Source organism: Calditrichota bacterium (assembly GCA_013112635.1).
In the GTDB taxonomy this organism is placed as follows: domain Bacteria; phylum Calditrichota; class Calditrichia; order Calditrichales; family J004; genus JABFGF01.
Window position 1 is genome coordinate 175,257 of record JABFGF010000001.1, and the last position, 19,867, is coordinate 195,123.

Consider the following 19,867-nt stretch of genomic DNA (forward strand, 5'->3'; position numbering starts at 1 on the left):
GATAGAAAAAAAAGTAAAACTGGTATGCAAAATTCTGCTGTAAATAAAACTGTTCTGGATAATGGACTTACAATTGTTACGGAACATAATTCTGTTTTTCGATCGGTAGCACTTGGTATATGGATAAAAATGGGTAGCCGATTTGAAACACTTGAAGAGAAAGGCATGGCGCATTTTATTGAGCACATGCTTTTTAAAGGCACAAAAAATAGAACAGCACTGGAAATTGCCAGTTCTCTCGAAGAGCTTGGTGGAAGTTTAAATGCTTTTACCGGAAAAGAAGAAACCTGTTTTTATATTCATACATTAGATTCTCATCTAAAGATAAGTGTTCAGGTTTTAGCTGATATGATTTGTAATTCTCTATTCCGTGAGAGTGATATTGAAATGGAGAAGCATGTTGTTCTGGAAGAAATTAAAGCGGTAAAGGATACACCGGACGAGTATATTTTTGATATTTTTCAGGAAAAAATATTTCCGGACCAACCTTTAGGTTATCCTATTCTAGGCAATCCGGAAAATGTACGTGGATTTGACAGGCAAAAATTGATTGCGTTTTGGAAAAAACACTATCATCCTTCTAATATTGTTGTTTCAGCATCTGGTAATATAAGCCATGATTCTTTGGTAGAATTAGTAAAATTTTATTTCAATTTTCCAGACAATGCCGATAGAATTGAAATGCTGCCCGCAAAGGTAGCACAAAACATTCATTTTAAATTAAGCGAACCGTTGAATCAAACACACATTTGTTTGGGTAATGGCACAATCTCGTATTACGATGAAAACCGTTTTGATCTTATTGCTTTGAATACTTATTTGGGAGGTGGGTTAAGTTCACGCCTGTTTCAGGTTTTGAGAGAGCAACATGGTTTGGTTTATACTGTTTATTCATTTTTAGATTTTTATAAAGACACGGGTGTTATTGGCTTTTACCTCGGCACCGATGTCAAAAATCAGGAAAAGGCAATTGGGGAACTTCACAAGGAGCTAGACCAAATAGCAACTAATAAACTGACGCTAAAAAAAGTGAATATTTTAAAAGAACAAATTAAAGGCAGTTTTTTCCTTTCAATGGAAAGTACATTTAAAAGGATGTCACGGCTGGCAAAAAATGAAATATATTTTAATAAATTTATTTCTGCTGATGAACTGGCCCATTCCATAAATCAGATTAGCCCCGAAAGTATAAACAAGATGGCCAATGAATACTTGAATGTTACAAATCTCAATTCGGTAATCATGTCATCTGGGAAAAACTAATGCTTAAAGTTGGTGTACTAAAAGAGATAAAAAATGATGATGGACGGGTTGGTATTTGTCCGAATGGGGTAAAAACACTTTGTTCCGAAGGTATCGAAGTTTTTGTTGAGTCAGGTGCCGGGGAAGGATGTGATTTTTCTGACGATATGTATATAGGTGCAGGAGCAACAATTTTACCATCTGCTGAAAAGCTAATCCGCAAAGCAGAGTTAATAGTAAAGGTTTTGCCCATTTCGCCGGTTGAAGCCGAACTAATAAATGATTCACACATCGTTTTTTCTTTTTTAAAGCTAAACCCTAAAGGTGAGCGTTTAAAGCCACTTATTAACTCAAATACAATCTATTTTGGATCGGATTTGCTGGAAGATGATCAGGGTACTCATCCAATCCTGGAAGCAATAAGCGAGGTTGCGGGGAGAATGGCAGTTCATGTTGGCGCAAACCTTTTATCTGTATCACAAGGTGGAAAAGGAATCTTACTTTCTGGCGCTGATGTAATTCCACCAGCAACTGTAACAATAGTTGGATCTGGCCTTATCGGGCGCGTTTCAGCTGTTCAGGCTTGGACCAATGGGGCAAATGTTAATCTTTTATCTTTAAAACCGGAAAATATTAAAAGTTATGATATTGTCCGGGATGGCTTAAGCATTAAAGAGTTCACTCCTGAAAATTTGAGAGATTTGCTTCCCGAAACCGATGTTTTAATTGTTTCAGTTTATTCTTTACGCTACCCTGAAGTTGAGTTTTCAATTGATAAAAAAATGGTAAATCTTTTAAAACCAGGAAGTGTAATAATTGATCTTTCTGTGGAACAGAGCCCGGTTGTAGAAACGTCACATGTAACAAATATTAACCAACCGACATTTAGGGTAAATGATATTGTTCATTATTGTGTGCCAAACATAAGTGCAACTGTACCTTTAACAAGCAGCCAGATTTATACAAAAAAAATAATACCTTTCGTACAAATATTAGCTAAAAACGGATTGAAAAATGGATTAAACAAATCTCCGGAATTACTCTCGGCATTGGCCATGTACAAAGGAAAAATAACCAACCGAATACTGGCCGACAGATTCGATTATACTTTTCATAATATCTTTGATCTTCTAGACCTAAATCTGTAAAGCGATGATCCCCCCAAATCTTCTAATTTTAAATTACCACAAAATAGAATCCAGAACTGATATTGGAATTACTACCCGTCATCCGGATGATTTTAGAAAAGATCTGAAAACCCTTGTTCAAAAGGGCTACCAGACTGTTAATTTTTATGATCTAAAAAAACCGGAACAGCTACCAGAAAAACCTGTAATAATAACTTTTGATGATGCATATCTTTCATTTTATGAAAGCGCATTTAAAATTTTAAAAGAACATAAGATGAAAGCTGTTGTTTTTGTACCGGTAAATTTTATCAATAAAAAAAACGAATGGGATGTTCAACTTTTTGGTAAAAAGTACAGGCACATGTCGGAAGATCAACTCAGGGAAATATCGGAAAATAATATTGAAATAGGTTCACACACTTTAAATCATAAATATTTAAATGATTTACAGGATCATGAATTGGTTAAGGAGCTGGAACTTAGTAAAACAAAACTAGAAAGTATTGTTGGCAAAAATATTATTTCCATAAGCTATCCCTTTGGTAAATTTAATAACAGGGTTTTACAGTTTGCCCGAAAATATTATGATTTTGATGTGGGTTTGTTGCCGTCATTTTTTCAGAATAGTAACTCCCTGCGTCCATTTGAACGTATAAATATTTATCGGATTGATTCACAAAAAGATTTCCAAAAAAAATTAGAATACAAAAAATACCCGGGTTTAAAGGCTAAAAACCGTTTAATTCAGTTTGGTTCCTGGGCAACCATTTTATTAAAAAAATTGCAGGTACAAAATGGATAAAATCCGCCGTTGGGCTCCGTTTGTAACTTTGCTAATTATAGCATGTTTTAGTTTTATCTACTTTATATTGCTTGGAGATAATGAACCTTACTTTCCCACAACGGATAATCCGGAGTTGATTTATCAGGAAGCATGTGTTCAGTGTCATGGCAAAAAAGGGCAGGGAAGTGGAATTTTGTACCCGTCATTTGACCATTCTCAACTTGATATAAAAAAGATTGAGCGGGCAATATTGGAAGGCGATTGGTTAATGCCAAGATTTGAAAATATAAAAGGAGATACTCTAAAAAACCTAAGTGAGTATATTTATTCAAAAAAGTATCTTAAGTAATTATTTTTAAAGAAGTTTTAGCTCAAAAAAGACAATTTAAGTAATAAAAGTTAAGAAAAATTATTCAAAAACCGTTAATAGAGTATTAGAAATTCTTTTTATGATTTTGTGGTTTAGAAATACTTTGTTTGGGATACCAGGTTTGGAGATTATTAGATGCGTATAGTAACTCGTGGTGATTTTGACAGTTTGATCAGTACTGTACTTCTTAGTCTTTCGTATGATATTGATGATGTTAAAATATCTCACCCAGCTGAAATTCAAGAATGTAAATTTGAAATAACATCTAATGATATACTCGCTAACCTACCATATCATAGTGATTGTGGATATTGGTTTGATCACCATATTAATGAAGATCATGTAGCCAATGAAATTGAATTTCAGGGATGTTTTAAAGTTGCTCCAAGCTGTTCCCGTGTTATTTTTGATTATTGTGAAAATATTGCTGAAACACGTCGTTTTGAAAAGGTTGTTGAAGTTGCCGATCAAATCGATTCAGCAAGTTTATCTATTGAAGCAATTAAGAATCCCCATGGTTGGTTTATAATCGATAGAACCCTGAGTGCATTTGATCCAAAAGGTACCTTGGGAGATTTTAGAGAATATTTTATTAAGCTTGTTCATTGGATAAAAACAAGTTCGCTAAGCAGCATATTAATGTCTGATGATGTTCAACACCGCATTGAACATGTTCGAAGTGAACACAAATTATTTATTAATGCCCTCCGTGAATGCAGCAATGTTGATCAAAATGTTATTATCACAGATTCAAGAAGTTTACGTTATTTCCCGAATGGGAACCGCTTTTTAATCTACTCACTGTATCCTAATCAAAATGTTTCCATTAGTATTTTTAACAGAAGAGGAACAGATCAATCCGTCCTTTTCTGCGGCCATAATATTTTTAACCGTGGGTGCAAAACAGATATTAATGAATTAATGCATAAGTACCATGGAAGCGGCAGGATGACAGCCGGATCATGTGTTGTTCCATCGAGTGACGCAGACTCGGTTTTAAATGAAATTGTTTCAATTTTAAAAACAAATGGTTAATCAATTTTCAATTCTTTCCAATGCAACTCTCTTCTAAATAGTCTGAAAATATTAATTGCTAAAGGCTGTCAGTACAAGGATTGTACTATTTTTTCCACTTTAAAATAAAATTGACATTGATCACATCCTCACATAAGTTTTGCACTTCTATTCACATTTGGAGGTCTGTATGAAGAGGCTCGTATTACTACTTTTTGTTTTTGGTCTAATAGCTTGTGGTGGACAGAAACAGGAAGCTCAAACAGAAGAAGCACCTGCAGTAGAAGAGGCTGTTTCTACTGTTGCTGATTCTGCAGAGGCTGTTGTTGATTCTGTTTCATCTGCTGTTGAAGAAGCGACTCAAGAATAGTTTTTGTTTAACTTAAAAGCCCCGATTTTTCGGGGTTTTTTTTATTCTTCTATTTCATCTCACAAAACTGTTTATCTTTCATCACCACTTTTTTAATCATCTTAAAATTTTTATAACATTGGTTTGCATCCCTGTTTTTTGAAAAACTATTGCTTAAAATAGAGCAAAGTAAAGTAAAAAAAGAGATAGATGAAAACATTATCTGCTTTATATATCCTTGTCCTTTATTTACCGGTTGATAGTCTTAGTCAAACTTGTTGCTCTGCCGGAACGCCCATATTATCAGCAGTAAATGTTGCGGCAACAAATGCTAATCAATGGCAATTTTCCTTTTCTGCCGAGCATAATTCCATAAAGGATGTATTGCCAAAATCGATAAAGCCTAGAGAAGAGCGTTTTACAAATTCTTATATTTTTGATATTTCTTATGGAATAAATGAGCGGGTTTCTGCGACAATTATCCTTCCTTATGTTCAATTAAGCCAGACAGCCCTTTTTGGAAGCCGGGAGGAAATATCGTCCAATGGTTTTGGAGATATCCTGGTTATGTCAAAATACAACATTGTCACTTCTGATATTGCCAATCAAAGACAATTTGCGGTTGGCTATGGCTTAAAGCTGCCCACAGGGAAATCAAAAATTCGTGGTCAAACTGGTGTGGTACTTGCCCCGCAACTACAACCTGGAACTGCATCATGGGATCATGTTCTATGGGCATTTTTCTCTCAAAGCTTCAGGCCAAGTCCCTTTAGCTTTTTCCTAAACCTAAACTACAGAATAAATGGTGATAACAATCGTTTTCAAACAAATGGCCCATTTAGGTCTTATCACTTTGGGAATGTTTTTGCAGTAACAGGTGGTATTTCTTACAGAATGACACCTTTGGTAGACTTGGCAATACAATCTCGGTTCAGGCACACAGCCAAAGATTCGTTTGCAGGTGGAGAAGTTATAAATACTGGGGGTGACTGGCTTTATCTTATCCCTTCTATAAACTTTAACTTTGATACATATGGTTTCCGCTTGTCAAGTCAGGTTCCGGTTTACAGAAATCTGAAAGGTATCCAGATAACAACAAGTTATTCTATTTCAGCATCAATTTTTTATTTCATTTTATAAGGGGAAAGCTATGATGAAATTAGTTTTTATAACCTTAATTATTTTTGTGATTCTTTCGTGTTCAGAAGAACCACTTACCAATGTTGTAAATGGCGATTGGCTAATTCCTAAAAGGGAAGTTCATGATGGCGGGCCAGGTAAGGATGGTATTCCTTCGATTGATAATCCCAAAATGATTTCTTTAGAAAATACAGATTTTTTAAATGATGATGATTTGGTTGTTCTATTTGGCAATCAAGGAGAGTTAAGTATTTATCCACACAAAATACTGGATTGGCACGAGATTGTTAATGCCCAGGATGTAGTTGTATCCTATTGCCCGTTGACTGGTACCGCGATTGGTTTAAACCGTGAAATTGAACAAAATGGTTTATCTGAAAGAACAGCATTTGGAGTTTCCGGTTTGTTGTACAATACTAATTTGATTTTGTATGACCGATTAACAGACAGCTATTGGTCGCAAATGAAAAACCAATGTGTCGGCGGAGATCTCATCGGAACTTTTCCTAAAAATGAAATACTTGTTGAAACAACATATAAAACAGTAAAAAATATGTTTCAGGATGCTAGAGTTTTATCAGATAAAACCGGCTATTACAGTACCGAGCAGTATGCGGTTTACCCTTATGGAGATTATAAAACAAATAATAATCGCTTGCTGTTTCCAATAAGCAACAGTGATAACAGAATTCCAGGGAAAGAACGGGTAATGGGCATTGTAATAAACGGAGAAGCCCGAGCATACCGATTCGAAAGTCTGGAAAGTGGAATAAATGTCATAAACACAAATGTTGGTGGTGTTGAAGTAGTAGTTGTTGGCAGTAAAACAAGCAACTATTTAGTCGCCTATAAAAATACTTTTAATGACAGCCAGGTTCCATTAACCTTTACAAAAGGTTCAGGTAACGGCCAGGTTGTGTTTAAAGATAATATTGGGAATAATTATAATGTTTTAGGTGAAGTTGTCACTGGGCCTAATAGTGGCTCCAGGTTGGCTGGTACACATTCTTATATCTCATTTTGGTTTGCGTGGGCTGCCTTTTACCCCAATACAGAAATTAAGTAATAAAAAAGGATTCTAACAGGGTGGTAAGTATTGGGCTCTCTAGTTGCCATCCTGGAAGAATCTCTTTTGATAAATTCTTTTAAAACGTTTTAATTCTTTTTTATTGTAATATTTCCATTTATTGTACTTACTTTTATTGAATGCTCACCATCACCGCTTTTACCTGTGCCTTCAATCTTTTTACGAGGATCACCATTATTGTATGACCATTCATCATCTTCTTCAATATCCAATGAAAAGTCGCTGTTTATTTCATAATTTTTATTGCTATTTCTTGTATATGTTATCCGGATATCAAAATCAGCAGAAATTCCATCCGGCAGAACTAATTCAATATCGCCACCCATGGAACTAATCTCTACATGGCGGTCACCTTTTGATGGATCGCCGGTCATTGTAACATCAACATCACCACCCATAGTTGTTGCTTTTACCCAGCCATCAATATCCCTAATATCTATATCGCCACCCATTGTATTGGCTTTTATATACAGTTTTGCTTTATTTACATCTATATCGCCACCCATTGTTGAAACATCTGCGCCTGAAAAGGCCTCATCAACTTTTATCTTGCCACCCATTGTTGAAATATTTACTTCTTTTCCGGTTGATTTACCATTCCTGCTACGGACATTTTTATATATTACATTTCCTCCCATTGATGAGCCATCTACATCACCAATAATATTTTTGAACAAAACTTCACCACCCATAGTGCTAATCTTGCCATCTACATCAGAATCAGTTAATTCCACATCTCCACCCATTGTAGAAAATTTTACAGACCCTTTTAATTTCTCCAATGTTATTTCGCCACCCATGGTTTCGCCTTCAAGTTTACCCTCAACATTGGCAACAACTATTTCGCCACCCATTGTTGTTACCTCAATGTCAAATTTTAACGGGACGTAAACTTTAAATTCCAAATCAGAATTTGTATTACCGTCTGCGCCAGCCGAAATTTCTACACCACGACTATTATCATCCATATCGACCCAGACATTTTCATTTAATTTGCTGCCCCTATGCGATACAACAACAACTACTTTGTCATGGTTTTCTCCATAGATGTAAATCGAACCGCCTGTTTTTATATCCATTTCCAGTCGTTGTCCCGCAGAAACGTCAAACTCTTTTTTTATTTCACCTGCAAACGTAATTGACGCTACCATTAAAATTGAAAATATTGTTAAGTACTTCATTCTGTTTCCTTTCCTTTGTGATTGAACGATCCTGTCATTCTGATTGTTGTAGTGAAACGAAGAATCCGATTATTTTAAATGTTTCTTTTAGGACTTGCTTCGTTCCTCAGCATGGCAAGCAAGTTTTTTTTACTTTTTTTCCTGTTTATTAGTGTTCATATTTTAGTTGTTTTATTTTTTGTGTAACAGCGCTGTTAACATTTTTATATTCCTCTAAACCTTTCTCAAGAAGGGCGGGGTTTACATTGTTGTTGCTTAAATAATCAATGGCAGTCAATCTCATATAAACTGATTTTTCCTCAGTTAACAACCTAATCAATGCCGTTTGAATGACTTCATCATTTGGATATTTCATCAAGCTAAAGAGACTTTTTTGACGCACAATTTCATTGCCATCATTTAACATGGTTTTTATTAATGCCTGTTTAATTTTTGGGTGCATCACTTTTTCACTAACCGAAATGTTGCGTAGTTGTTCACCCGTGGAGCTGGCATTTACTAAAGATTGAGCAAGTATATCCTGAATCAGCGGATCGTTCTTTTTGCGGGTAACTTGCAGGTGCCGGGTTACATCAAAACTAACACTTACGAGGCCGTCTTCATTTTCGCGAAAAATGGTATTGCTGTAAATATAAGGTGAATTTATACTTTCCTGTAATTCACCTGTCTGTTCAGCTGCATAATTAATATTCCTGATTAAAGAATTGTCTGAGACCGAAGTGCTCATAAAAAAACCAATCAGGAACATTGCGCCTGCAAATGCGGCGCTAAAAGCCGGAATGCGAAATGGTTGTAAAATATTGTCCCAAAGTGATGAAAAAATATATCTTGACTTATGATTATTGTAATGATGAATTTTATTAATACTCACAGATCGCATTTTTTGAAATTCATTTTCATCAGCCATTTCAAAGGTCATTTCAGGGTTTGTTAGATTTGAATGAAGATTAAGGTATTCGGATATTTCTAAATTGGTTTCTGCCTCTTTTTGGATTCGTTCTTTTTCTTCAGCAGACAGCTCATCTGAAATATACTTTTTTAGCTTTTCTTCTAATTGTTTATTTATTGCCATTTTTACCTCTACAATATTTCCGTCATACTGAACTGGATTGAGCATTCATTATTAAAAGTATTCCGAAACAAGTTCGGAATGACGCAAAGCATTTTTTAATACAGTTATGATTCACGCTCTTCGTTTTTTTTTAGATTTTCTTTTAATTTTTGCAAACTTCTGAACAACATATTTTTTACAACTCCTTCACTGCATTGCAACGTTTCGGCAATCTCTTTTATAGATTGTTCCTCAAAATAGCGTAACACAACTGCCAGCCGATAGCGGGTGTTTAAATTGTATAAGCTGCGTAACAGCTGAGATTTATTCTCCTTTGCCAGGTATTCATCTTCATTGCTCAATGCAATTGATGGTAAATCCAAATGCTCATCAATGCTTTCATGTTTGCTAAATTTTTGGTTACTGCGCACCCAGTTAACCCCTTCGTTATAGCTTATTTTTGTAAGCCATGATTTGAATGAACTTTTAGCTTTGAATGTACTCAGCTTTTGGTAACATTTTATAAAAACGTTTTGTGTAATATCGAGGGCATTCTCTTTGTTTTTGCCAAATCCAAAGCTAATTGTATAGACCAAACGTTCATAACGCTGCATCAATTCATCGTATGCTGATAGATTATTAGCAAGAGTTTTATTTATCAGTTCAAGATCATTGTGCACTTAAATTCCGCCTCCTGGATATATAGACAGTAAAGTAGCAAAAAAGTTAGCATCGAGAAAAAAAGATTTTATTAAAACCCTATAATGAAGAACCACATGAGTTTAACTTTAAAATAGAAAATGATTTATTGTATTTAAATACGAGAGCTACTTTAAATGAATCCAATTCTGTTGCTATAAGGATGAATAGTTTTTTATGGGCTAATTCATATTTTAAAGATAGAGGTATCTTTATACGCGATTAGTCTAATTATCAATATTTTTATCGAAACAAAATTCTGTTTTTTGTGAACCTTAAAAAACCCATCATTTTTGTTTACATACCCACTTTATATTGTTAAATTTATGTATCCCTGCTGTGTCTGTTTCAATCTTTTCTGAAGATTAGAAGATAAGAGGTGCTGTATGTTAACAATGAACCCGGCATCACGAATCACAGTTTTGTTGCAACTTATTGCCTTTCATTCATTGGCTGTTGGACTTGGCCTGATAATAATCTCATCCCAATATTTAGAACTTTATGGTTTTAAAAATTACTCTTCCAGTTTTTTCCAGGCACAAGGCGGTGTTTTCCATATTGTGATGTGTATTGCCTATTTCATGGCTTCAAAAAATCTTAACTCTGCAATAATAATCCGATTTGTGATAAGCGCAAAAACGGTTGCCGTGATATTTCTATTTGTCTATTTCCTGTATGCAGAATCCATTTGGATAATTTTATTGTCCGCCATTGCTGACGGTTTGATGGCATTGCTCATATTTATTTTTTACAAACAATACCTGCATTTTATTGGCCAAACTCGTGAATAAACGCCCATCACCATTACCAATTATTGTAGTAACAGGGGCCTCAGGATTTATAGGGCGTCATTTTGTAAACAATTTTTGTAATGAGTTTTATATGTATTGTATTGGCCGTCGCAGTCAGCGTGCAGCTGCTGTTACTGAGCATGAAAATATTTGCTGGATTCGCCAGGATATAGCCGAAGAAGCCGGAGTGAAAAAAATATTTTCAAAAATTGCAAAAAACGGTGGAGCAGATTTTGTTTTACACCTTGCCGGTTATTATGATTTTGACAATGAAGAACATCCTGAATTTGAACGGACAAATATAAATGGCACAAAATATATCCTTGATAATACCGGGCAATTAAATATAAAAAGATTTATTTATACCAGTTCGCTGACTGTTTCTGAGTTTACAAAACCGGGCACAATCCTAAATGAAAAAAGTCCGGCAGATGCCACGTTTCCATATGCAATCAGTAAGCGAATTTGTGAAGAGATGATTTTAGAATACTCATATCTGTTTCCTTCATCAATTATAAGGCTGGCTGCTATTTTTAGTGATTGGTGTGAGTATGGTCCGCTTTATATGTTTCTAACAGGGTGGTTTTCTAATTCCTGGAAGGCCAGGATTCTTGCCGGAAAAGGGGAATCTGCAGTGCCGTATTTACATGTGAGTGATGTTAACAGGTTTATTAATCTCCTGATAAAACAAAGCACGTTACTGCCGGATTACCAGATTTATGTTGTAAGTCCGGATGGCTGCAGCACTCATAAAGAATTATATAGCTTGGCTATGCGATATAATTTTACAAATCAGGCAAAACCGTTTTTTATTCCTAAAGGGTTGGCAGCAATAGTTGTTCTTATAAAAGATGTTTTTGGAAAACTTATCGGCAAACGTCCGTTTGAAAGGCCCTGGATGATAAAATATATCAATCAAAAAATGGTGATTGATGCATCGTTAACACGAAAAATGTTATCCTGGAAACCAACCGGACGGTATCATATAAACCGGCGTTTACTGTTTCTAATTGAAAATATGAAAAGTAATCCATATGAATGGAACCGACGGAATTATGAGGCCATTTATAAAAAAGGGGAAGGCAGGCCAAACCTTGCTATACTGGATGCAATGTTGCTGTTGGAAGAAGAAATAATAACAAAAATATTAATGGAGTTGACATCAAAAAAGTATAAACAAATCTTTAAAACCTATCAAAGTCTTCAGCCACAAAAGTTAAAAGAACGTATTGAGGTAATTTATGAAATCCTCAAAAGGGCCATACGATCCGGCGACAGGATGCATATTATGCCTTATGCAAATAACCTGGCCATTGAAAGAATAAAAGAAAATTTTGAGGTTCAGGAAGTAATTCAGGCCATAATTAAAATTGGCAATGTTATAGTCTTCAATTTATTAAAGCATCCACCGCTGCAAAGTCTGCAACCGCGCATTCACGACGAAATTAATTTAACTATTCAGCTTATTGCAGATGAAGTTGAAGATACCTACGAACGGCTAACCGGTTTTAGTGCCGGGTAATTCAAATAACATTTTAAAAATGTCATTGATCAATTATCAATTGACTAGTGCCTGTGAATATCCTTATGCATGATAGCACGTGTTTTTTCTAGGCGGTCGTCAGCCGGTAGGTCAGCCAGCTTATCGTTCATTTGTTCGTCATCTTCTTTTTGCAAAAGTTTAGCCATATAATCAATTATACTTGAAGGAAATACATCTTCGCGCTCGTACAAATCCCTGCTTTCAAGCAGAATTTGGGCCGATCCAACACAGCTGGCCGGAAGAATGGGCAGGCTTTTCAATACATCATGATTCTTAAAAATATTTCCGGAGACATATAACTTTTCAGACTTCTCGAGAGATTTTTCATTTGTCAGTCCCCATTCTGCAGCCATTGTAATTCCGGCTAATAAAAAATGAATTATTGCACTGCCATCCGGGCTGCGTAGTTCCACAGTTTGGCGGCTGTCATTACTGGAATAATCAGTGGTTTGCTGTGGGTTCATATTTCTGGCAAGATCTTTTTCTTTGCCCCAGGCAAGCGGAACACGGATCATAGCACTCCTGTTCAAATCGCTCCAGCAAATATGGGTTGGTGCTTCCTGGTTTGGAACGAGCCGCAAATATGCAGACGAGGTTGTGTTGCCAAATGCAGTTAAAGAAGCGGCATAATGGGATAATCCTCCTATTAGTTTTTTTGCTTCTTCGCTTAAAGAATTATCTTTATCGAGCATAATATTCTGTCCATTTTTGCGTAGCTCCATGTGAACATGAAAACCATTTCCCGCAATTCCTTCTTCCAGTTTAGGTGCAAACGTGGCCACACAATTGTGCTTATATGCTACATTTCGAATTAGCCAGCGGGCCAAAAGTAAATAATCAGCTGCATCTTCAATAGGTGCTGCCAAAAATTCAATTTCCATCTGCTCGGCTTGCTTTCCTTTAATTTCAGAAACATCGCTTCTGATGTAATTGATACATCCAACTTCATTATGGGCATATTTAATAATACCTGTTATTTGTGATAGATAGGTAAGCATTTCATCCAGGATTTCACCACTTTTTGTAAAGGGCGCTGTAGCATGATAGCCGTGCTGTCTGGCAATTGGAAAGGAATTATTATCCGGCTCGCTTATCAGGAAAAATTCCAGTTCTCCAAGCGCATATAACTCCAATCCGCTATTTTTTTTCAAAAGGTGGTTTGCCCTATGTAAAACACTATCCAGTCCATAAGATGCCGGATTTCCATCACGATCCAGAAAACGACACATGAAATTAATGCTGTGATAATCAAAAGGATTTATGAAAGCGGTTTTGTAAAGTGGGACAACGTATAAATCAGAAACCGATGCGTCGATAAGACCTTTGAAAAGGGAAGAGCCATCTACTCGTTCACCCTCAGCCAATACACGCTCCGCATGTTTTAAATCATTTATCGGAATTTTTAGTTCTTTTAGCTTACTGTCTATCCCAACATAATGAAACGTTATTTTATTGATTTCCGCGTCTTTGATCACAGTTAAAATATCTTCACGGGTAATTTCAGTTTTAGGTTTATCGAGAATGTGGTTTAAAGCTAATGTTTTCATATAACCCCTCTTTGTTACTTTTAAAGGTTCAACTTATTTTACAGTTGTCTAATATACGAAATCAGAACAGTCAAATCTTGTACAAAATAGATAATTTTAGATTGATCGAAAGCATAGGAGAACTCTACTTCTTCCGGCGGGAAAATAAATTAACAAGCTTATGTTTTATTTGTGAATAATACTTTGGTAAACCATGTTTTTCTTCCTCGGCCAGGAAAGTTCTAATAATATTAGCCATCTCAACTGTCCGTAAATATCCGAAGGATTTGTGTGGATTCCTTTCATCGTTTGCTTCATAATCATTAATTACGCTTAAATCCTGGGCCTGAACACCAAGAGCATTGGCCTGATAATCATCTGCCAGCGTAGGATCCAGCGCAACCATATCCTGCGGATCAGCCAAATTAAACCATTTGCTGTGAACATTGACGGGTGTTTTTAATGGCTCCTCCGAACCGCTATTCAGTTTTTGATCAGCATAAATCCGGCTAACCACAACAGGCAATCCAAGCGGAGAACCAAAAGTAACCAAAGTATTAATCGAGAGTTCATCCGGGTTATCCTGCAAAACCTCATAAGCCACTATTGTGCCCATTGAGTGACATAAAAGTATAACCTCATCCTTCTTATGTTCTAGCAGTACACTTTTTAGTCGCTCTCGAATAGTATTACGTGACTGAAAACTTTTCTCCTGTTCGTTTTCCGTTTCATCACCACGATAATAAATATCCAGCTCCCTGAAATAACTGTGAATTATGGAATCGGTTACACCTTCAAAGTTGAGCGTCATATCTTCTTTTAGAAATATTTTATCCAATTGTTTTTCGGCATATTTCAAAAGGCGTGTTTTTAGATTTTCAGGTTCTGCTTTTAAGTTTCCGCTGGCAGGCAGATAAGGCTCATCCAGGTATAAAGGATTATCTTCATCAGTCACGTCGGCCTCTAATGGTTCAGGATAAAGAATATCAGCCCAGTAAACCAGCTTAAAACTTAGATCAGGATCAGCAATGCCAGATTTTTGAAGACCTTCTTGTATAGCAGCCAACCACCATTTTTCAAGTTGTTCTTTTGGAGGTTTGTTGCCAAGCCCATGTATGGCGATAATTATTTTAGACATCGGAATTAATTTGAAGTTAAGATTTTATTAGGTAGAGCTGAATAACTTAAATCCATTTCTTGTGCCTAAAATAAAACAACATCGAAATTAAAATAGTTGCCATAAATCCCAGCAGACTAAAATAGCCCCATTTCCACTTTAGTTCCGGCATAAATTCAAAGTTCATTCCATAGAGGCCGGCAAAAAAACTTAATGGGATAAAAATAGTTGCGATTATTGTCAGGACTTTCATTGTTTCATTCATCTTAAAGCTGGTTGCAGACATGTAGATATCCATTACGCCTACAATTCTTTCACGATATGTTTCTAATGAATCAACAACTTTTAATACATGATCATATGAATCCCTGAGAAAAGGTAAGGTGGATTCCTTAAAGAAAGCTGATTCATTTCGTACCAGGTTAGCAAGCATTTCGCGAAGGGGCCAAATGTTTTTTCTAAGGTGAACTATTGTTTGCTTAAAGTTATTTATATGTTGGATACTTTCTGCTTTCGCTTCTAAAGCTTCTTCTTCCAACTTATCAATCTGCTCCTCCAGCCCTTCCATAACTATAAAATAATTATCTATCAGAACATCCAATATTGAGTAGCAAAGATAATCGGCTCCAGATTTTCTAATCCTGCCGTGCGAATTCTTAATTCTTTCCCGTAATGCATGAAACAAATCTCCTTTGCGCTCCTGAAAACAGAGAACAAAATTTTTATTCATTACAAGGCTGATCTGCTCTATATCAAGCTCATCATTTCCAGGAGAGTACTGTATCATTTTAATTATAAAAAATATGTACTCGTCAAATTCTTCGGATTTTGGACGGTGCTTGGTGTTTAGAACATCCTCCATAACCAATGGGTGAATGTTAAACTGTTTTCCAATTTTTGAAAGAATTTCAGTTTCGTGTAAACCATAAACATTTACCCAGGTTGTACTTTCTTTATCTTTATAAGGAAAAATGTCGTCTATATTTTTACAATCGAAAAACTCATAGTTACCGGAATCGAAATCCATAAGGTTTATCAATGTTTTTTCTTGTTTTTGTTCACCAACAAAAACAGGGCTGCCAGGAACAAGCCCGGTTTTTCGAGACAGCCGAAGGGCTTTTTTCATAATTAACGCTCCGTCGTGGACTCATTAAGCTGCTTTTTTTAATTTAGGTCTTTTATGACCATGAACAGTATATTGAACGGTAAAAACACCAAATAATATAATGGCAAGTAAAACCAACTCAATTTGTATAATTCATTTTATCTCATTAAACAACTTATTTAAAATGCAGTTGTTGCCATACTCTGCTTATGAGGAAACAGCCATTTGTTGATTTACCGATCATTTAATCCCAAGCCATCGAAGATTTGTGGTATGCATTTTTCAATCCGGGATACACGAGTTTTTGCCTGTTTTGGTTGAGAAAAATAAAGAAGGTATCCTCTTTGCCGCCCCGGTGTTAATGCCTCAAAAGCATTTCTCAGTGCGTGGTTTTCATCCAATGCCTTTTGAAATTCTTCCGGCATTGTGAATTCTGAAGTCTTTTTTAATTCCACTTTCAAACCGGCCTTTTCCACTTCAATTGCTTCATAAATGTAGCCTTTCAAAACAGTTTCCATCTCGACTATTTCCTGAAGATTGGAGAAACGAATCTGTCGCGCAGCCTGCACATTTTCGGTTTGTTGGATTAGAATACTATTGGCATCTTTTAATAAAGCACCTTTGTGAAACAGCAGAGCACAGTATTTTTTAAACCCATGAATTAAAACGATGTTACTTTTTTGAAAGGTGTAACAAGGAACACCCCACTTCAATTCCTCGATTAGTCCACAGTCAAGGACAATCGTTCTCAATTTCTCATATTCTTGCTGCCACTTTTTGGCTTTATCGAAAAAAAAATCAACCGTAGGATTCATATTGTGTTTCCATTTTACAAGAATAATTATTTTGTTGATTCTGCCGGGTTAATAATACTCACAGGAATTGGTTTACTCTCACTGCCGCTGTACAACGACAAATGTGGAAAGGGTATTTCAATTTTTTCCTCATCAAATTTCTTCTTTATTTCTTCCATGATCGAATTTTTAAGATCGAGCCAATCATCTTTTACAGCCCATACCCTGAAGTGAAAATCGAGCGATGAGTTTCCAAATCCTGTAAAAATAATTGAAGCTTCTGGTTCATTGAGACAAAGAGGATTTTCTTTTGCAATATTAGTTAAAACCTCTTTTACATGATCAATATTTTCTTTGTAGGCTACACCAACACTAATATCAACCCTCCTGATCGGAAAACGGGTGACATTTATTACTTCTGTTTTAATGATTGTTTCATTCGGAATTCGGACAAATTCATTGTTAAATGTACGCAGCTTGATAGATAACATATCTATGGACAATACGACACCACTTGTACTTCCTACCGTAATCACATCATCCACTTCAAAGGGTTTTTCGGCAATAAGAAACCAACCGCTAATGATGTTTGAAACACTGGTTTGAGAAGCAAAACCCACTGCAATACCGATGATTCCCGCTGCTCCAAGTAATGTGGAAATTTCAAAACCAAAAATATTTAAAATCGAAAAACTAATGATTATGTACCCGGTGTATAAAATGATCTTATGAAAAATCATCGATAGTTGAGCAGAAAATTTCTTTTGAGTGATCCGCTTAACCCATTTACCTGTAATATGTACAAGCGGTAAAGCAATAACTACCCAAAATAATATGCGAATTGCTAAACTAAAATATTCTTGTGTAAGGTACTTCTCGATGTCTGGTCCTGATAAAAAATCCATTCTCTCTCCTATTTTCCAACAAATACATTTGGGCCTGCTAAATCTTTTATTGATGAGAACGATCGGGCACTAATTGATTTTTTTGTCACAGAACGCGGCTTGGTCAACAAAGATGCCTCTGGTAAAATGTGCGGTTTTTTACTGGTAAAGTTGACTAAGCTTATTTCGTTTTTACCAAAATAGGTTATTGAAATATCATCAGTCCAAAGCTGCGTTTGGTCCATAAACAACGAAATATATTCTGTCCGGAGACAGATCTTGTCTACCAATAAATCTTCTTTGGATTTATTTTTAAGTTTAATGGGACATATTACCATAAACTGTCTTGAATCGTCTGTTTCTATTTCGGTCCGAAATCCTGACGAAATACTGTAGCATTTTTCTCCTTCTGTAAATGTGCCAAACCAGGTATTGGATAATTTGACAGATGGAATTTCCATAAGTTGATATGTTTCCTTTTCAGATATAGCTGAAATTTTTATTGAAATAGGGAAGCGAACAAATACATTACTTTCCGAATTAATGGCCAGATTGAAAGATGATTCAGGTTTAACAAGAATAGAAAGATCGGGAAAGACGGGATCGATCTGAACAGCAGTTATTTCTTTGCTAATTGGCCAGCGTTTCCAATCTAGGTTTTCTTCAATGTTGTTGTCAGGGTTTTTTTTATCTGTTGTATAATATGCTGCGATTTTTATTTCATTTTTTAATAGCTGTATGTAAAGTACCAAATCGGCAATTGTGATTTTCTTGATTTTTATACCCGACAAAGGATATTTATCCCAAATGGGTTGATTTTGTTTTTTCATATTAGCTTAATTTTTGTGGAATGGTTTGGTTGGAATTAATATACAAAAATTTAAAAATAAAGAATAAGTATTAAAAAAATCCTAATACTTTGAAAGAGCATCTTAGCGAAAATTGGCTCGTATCGGTTTTTAATAACTTATTTAGTTGGGCTGGTTAAATTGTGTTTAAAGATTCAATTTTAATCAGTTGTACCTTGCTAAGCACTGTTTTATATTTTGATATATCCATTTTAAATCTAAGCAAAAATACATTTACTTTTTAGAGAGATACTATGAAAGCATTTGTTTGTTCAAAATTTGGATCGACAGATTTTCTACAACTTAGAGAAGTTGAAAAACCAATTCCAAAAGACAAAGAAGTTTTGGTGAAAATTAAAGCCACCACCGTAACCATTGGCGATACAATAATCCGCAATGGAAAACACCCTGATTCAAAATTTTATACAGTAATGCTGCATGTGGCATTTGGCTTTAGAAAACTGCGAAAAAGTATTTTAGGAATGGAGCTGGCCGGTGTGGTTGAAAGCATTGGAAAAGATGTGACGCGTTTCAAACCAGGTGACCATGTTTTTGGGTCTACCTTTAGTATTGGATTTGCCGCCCATGCTGAGTATAAATGTTTTCCGGAAAACGGCATGCTTGTATTAAAACCGGATAATATAACTTTTGATAAAGCCGCAACAATTCCCGGTGGTGGGATGACTGCGCTTGGTGTTTTACGCAAAGCAAATTTGAAAAATGGATCAACTAATCAATCTGATAAACTGAAAGTTCTTATCAACGGTGCATCCGGAGCTGTTGGAAGCAGCGCTGTGCAACTTGCAAAATATTTTGGTGCAGAAGTAACCGGGGTTTGTAGCGGGGCAAACCTGGAGCTGGTTAAATCATTGGGAGCAGACAAAGTTATTGATTATACTAAAGTGGATTTTACTGAAAATGGTGAAAAGTACGATGTTGTTTTTGATGCCGTTCATAAGTTAGACTCATCGAAAGCTAAAAAATCGCTGAAAGACTCTGGAAAATATTTTGATGTTTTAAAAGATACAAGCGACAAAGAAAAAGTAGAAGATCTGATTTTCTTAAAAGAACTAATTGAAGCAGGGAAGCTAAAAGCCGTTATAGACAGGCACTTTCCTTTTGACCAAATACCTGAAGCACATACTTATGTGGAAAAAGGGCATAAAAAAGGCAATGTTGTAATTGATGTGGTTTAGAATTTAGAAAGGAAGA

20 protein-coding genes are annotated in these 19,867 nt (G+C 35.6%); 11 read left to right on the plus strand and 9 right to left on the minus strand.

Going from position 1 to position 19,867, the window contains the following annotated elements; translation table 11 throughout:
- The first annotated feature begins 24 nt into the window (after positions 1 to 24).
- The 8 genes from HND50_00810 (at position 25) to HND50_00845 (ending at position 7,095) form a co-directional block, all read left to right on the plus strand.
- The gene (locus HND50_00810) at positions 25 to 1,263 is read left to right on the plus strand and encodes an insulinase family protein (GenBank protein ID NOG43741.1); all 1,239 of its coding nucleotides are present in this window, start codon (positions 25 to 27) and stop codon (positions 1,261 to 1,263) included.
- Positions 1,263 to 2,390 carry a hypothetical protein gene (locus tag HND50_00815; GenBank protein ID NOG43742.1) on the plus strand — a complete coding sequence of 376 codons (1,128 nt, stop codon included), beginning with the start codon at positions 1,263 to 1,265 and terminating at the stop codon, positions 2,388 to 2,390. The genes HND50_00810 and HND50_00815 overlap by 1 nt, the downstream gene beginning before the upstream one ends.
- Before the next feature lie 4 nt (positions 2,391 to 2,394).
- Positions 2,395 to 3,174, plus strand: coding sequence for a polysaccharide deacetylase family protein (locus tag HND50_00820; protein ID NOG43743.1), 780 nt, complete (start codon positions 2,395 to 2,397; stop codon positions 3,172 to 3,174).
- Positions 3,167 to 3,505 (plus strand): cytochrome c, encoded by a 339-nt coding sequence (locus HND50_00825; protein ID NOG43744.1) that lies wholly within the window; start codon positions 3,167 to 3,169, stop codon positions 3,503 to 3,505. Before HND50_00820 ends, HND50_00825 begins: the two co-directional genes overlap by 8 nt.
- 156 nt (positions 3,506 to 3,661) lie before the next feature.
- On the plus strand, positions 3,662 to 4,561 hold the full coding sequence (locus HND50_00830) for a hypothetical protein (GenBank protein ID NOG43745.1): 900 nt from the start codon (positions 3,662 to 3,664) through the stop codon (positions 4,559 to 4,561).
- A gap of 169 nt (positions 4,562 to 4,730) precedes the next feature.
- Positions 4,731 to 4,910, plus strand: coding sequence for a hypothetical protein (locus tag HND50_00835; GenBank protein ID NOG43746.1), 180 nt, complete (start codon positions 4,731 to 4,733; stop codon positions 4,908 to 4,910).
- 189 nt (positions 4,911 to 5,099) lie between these two features.
- A complete protein-coding gene (locus HND50_00840) occupies positions 5,100 to 6,029 on the plus strand; it encodes a hypothetical protein (protein NOG43747.1) in 930 nt (309 codons plus the stop codon).
- Positions 6,030 to 6,039: 10 nt separating this feature from the next.
- Entirely contained in the window at positions 6,040 to 7,095 is a 1,056-nt protein-coding gene (locus tag HND50_00845; protein NOG43748.1) for a DUF3179 domain-containing protein, read from the plus strand.
- A gap of 89 nt (positions 7,096 to 7,184) precedes the next feature.
- Here the strand turns inward: HND50_00845 and HND50_00850 are convergent, their stop codons facing one another.
- The 3 genes from HND50_00850 to HND50_00860 form a co-directional block, all read right to left on the minus strand.
- Positions 7,185 to 8,297 carry a DUF4097 family beta strand repeat protein gene (locus HND50_00850; protein ID NOG43749.1) on the minus strand — a complete coding sequence of 371 codons (1,113 nt, stop codon included), beginning with the start codon at positions 8,295 to 8,297 and terminating at the stop codon, positions 7,185 to 7,187.
- Between the two features lie 148 nt (positions 8,298 to 8,445).
- Positions 8,446 to 9,369 (minus strand): HEAT repeat domain-containing protein, encoded by a 924-nt coding sequence (locus HND50_00855; protein ID NOG43750.1) that lies wholly within the window; start codon positions 9,367 to 9,369, stop codon positions 8,446 to 8,448.
- A gap of 104 nt (positions 9,370 to 9,473) precedes the next feature.
- The gene (locus HND50_00860) at positions 9,474 to 10,028 is read right to left on the minus strand and encodes an RNA polymerase sigma factor (GenBank protein NOG43751.1); all 555 of its coding nucleotides are present in this window, start codon (positions 10,026 to 10,028) and stop codon (positions 9,474 to 9,476) included.
- Positions 10,029 to 10,433: 405 nt separating this feature from the next.
- On the opposite strand from HND50_00860, the gene HND50_00865 reads away from it, so the two are divergent.
- Complete coding sequence (locus tag HND50_00865; protein NOG43752.1) at positions 10,434 to 10,838, plus strand: hypothetical protein; 405 nt, start codon at positions 10,434 to 10,436, stop codon at positions 10,836 to 10,838.
- Complete coding sequence (locus tag HND50_00870) at positions 10,831 to 12,360, plus strand: NAD(P)-dependent oxidoreductase (GenBank protein NOG43753.1); 1,530 nt, start codon at positions 10,831 to 10,833, stop codon at positions 12,358 to 12,360. Before HND50_00865 ends, HND50_00870 begins: the two co-directional genes overlap by 8 nt.
- 44 nt (positions 12,361 to 12,404) lie before the next feature.
- On the opposite strand, the gene HND50_00875 is transcribed toward HND50_00870, so the two are convergent.
- The 6 genes from HND50_00875 to HND50_00900 all read right to left on the minus strand — a co-directional run bounded on the left by HND50_00875 (position 12,405) and on the right by HND50_00900 (position 18,637).
- The gene (locus HND50_00875; protein NOG43754.1) at positions 12,405 to 13,928 is read right to left on the minus strand and encodes a glutamine synthetase; all 1,524 of its coding nucleotides are present in this window, start codon (positions 13,926 to 13,928) and stop codon (positions 12,405 to 12,407) included.
- A 124-nt stretch (positions 13,929 to 14,052) separates the two neighbouring features.
- Positions 14,053 to 15,045, minus strand: coding sequence for an alpha/beta hydrolase (locus HND50_00880; GenBank protein ID NOG43755.1), 993 nt, complete (start codon positions 15,043 to 15,045; stop codon positions 14,053 to 14,055).
- 46 nt (positions 15,046 to 15,091) lie between these two features.
- A complete protein-coding gene (gene corA / locus HND50_00885; protein ID NOG43756.1) occupies positions 15,092 to 16,150 on the minus strand; it encodes a magnesium/cobalt transporter CorA in 1,059 nt (352 codons plus the stop codon).
- 212 nt (positions 16,151 to 16,362) lie between these two features.
- Positions 16,363 to 16,944 (minus strand): hypothetical protein, encoded by a 582-nt coding sequence (locus HND50_00890; protein NOG43757.1) that lies wholly within the window; start codon positions 16,942 to 16,944, stop codon positions 16,363 to 16,365.
- A gap of 26 nt (positions 16,945 to 16,970) precedes the next feature.
- Positions 16,971 to 17,828: a mechanosensitive ion channel family protein gene (locus HND50_00895; GenBank protein NOG43758.1), complete on the minus strand. Its 858-nt coding sequence runs from the start codon at positions 17,826 to 17,828 to the stop codon at positions 16,971 to 16,973.
- An 8-nt stretch (positions 17,829 to 17,836) separates the two neighbouring features.
- Complete coding sequence (locus HND50_00900; GenBank protein ID NOG43759.1) at positions 17,837 to 18,637, minus strand: DUF432 domain-containing protein; 801 nt, start codon at positions 18,635 to 18,637, stop codon at positions 17,837 to 17,839.
- Between the two features lie 272 nt (positions 18,638 to 18,909).
- Between HND50_00900 and HND50_00905 the strand changes: the two genes are divergently transcribed.
- A complete protein-coding gene (locus tag HND50_00905) occupies positions 18,910 to 19,851 on the plus strand; it encodes an NAD(P)-dependent alcohol dehydrogenase (GenBank protein NOG43760.1) in 942 nt (313 codons plus the stop codon).
- Positions 19,852 to 19,867 lie beyond the last annotated feature (16 nt).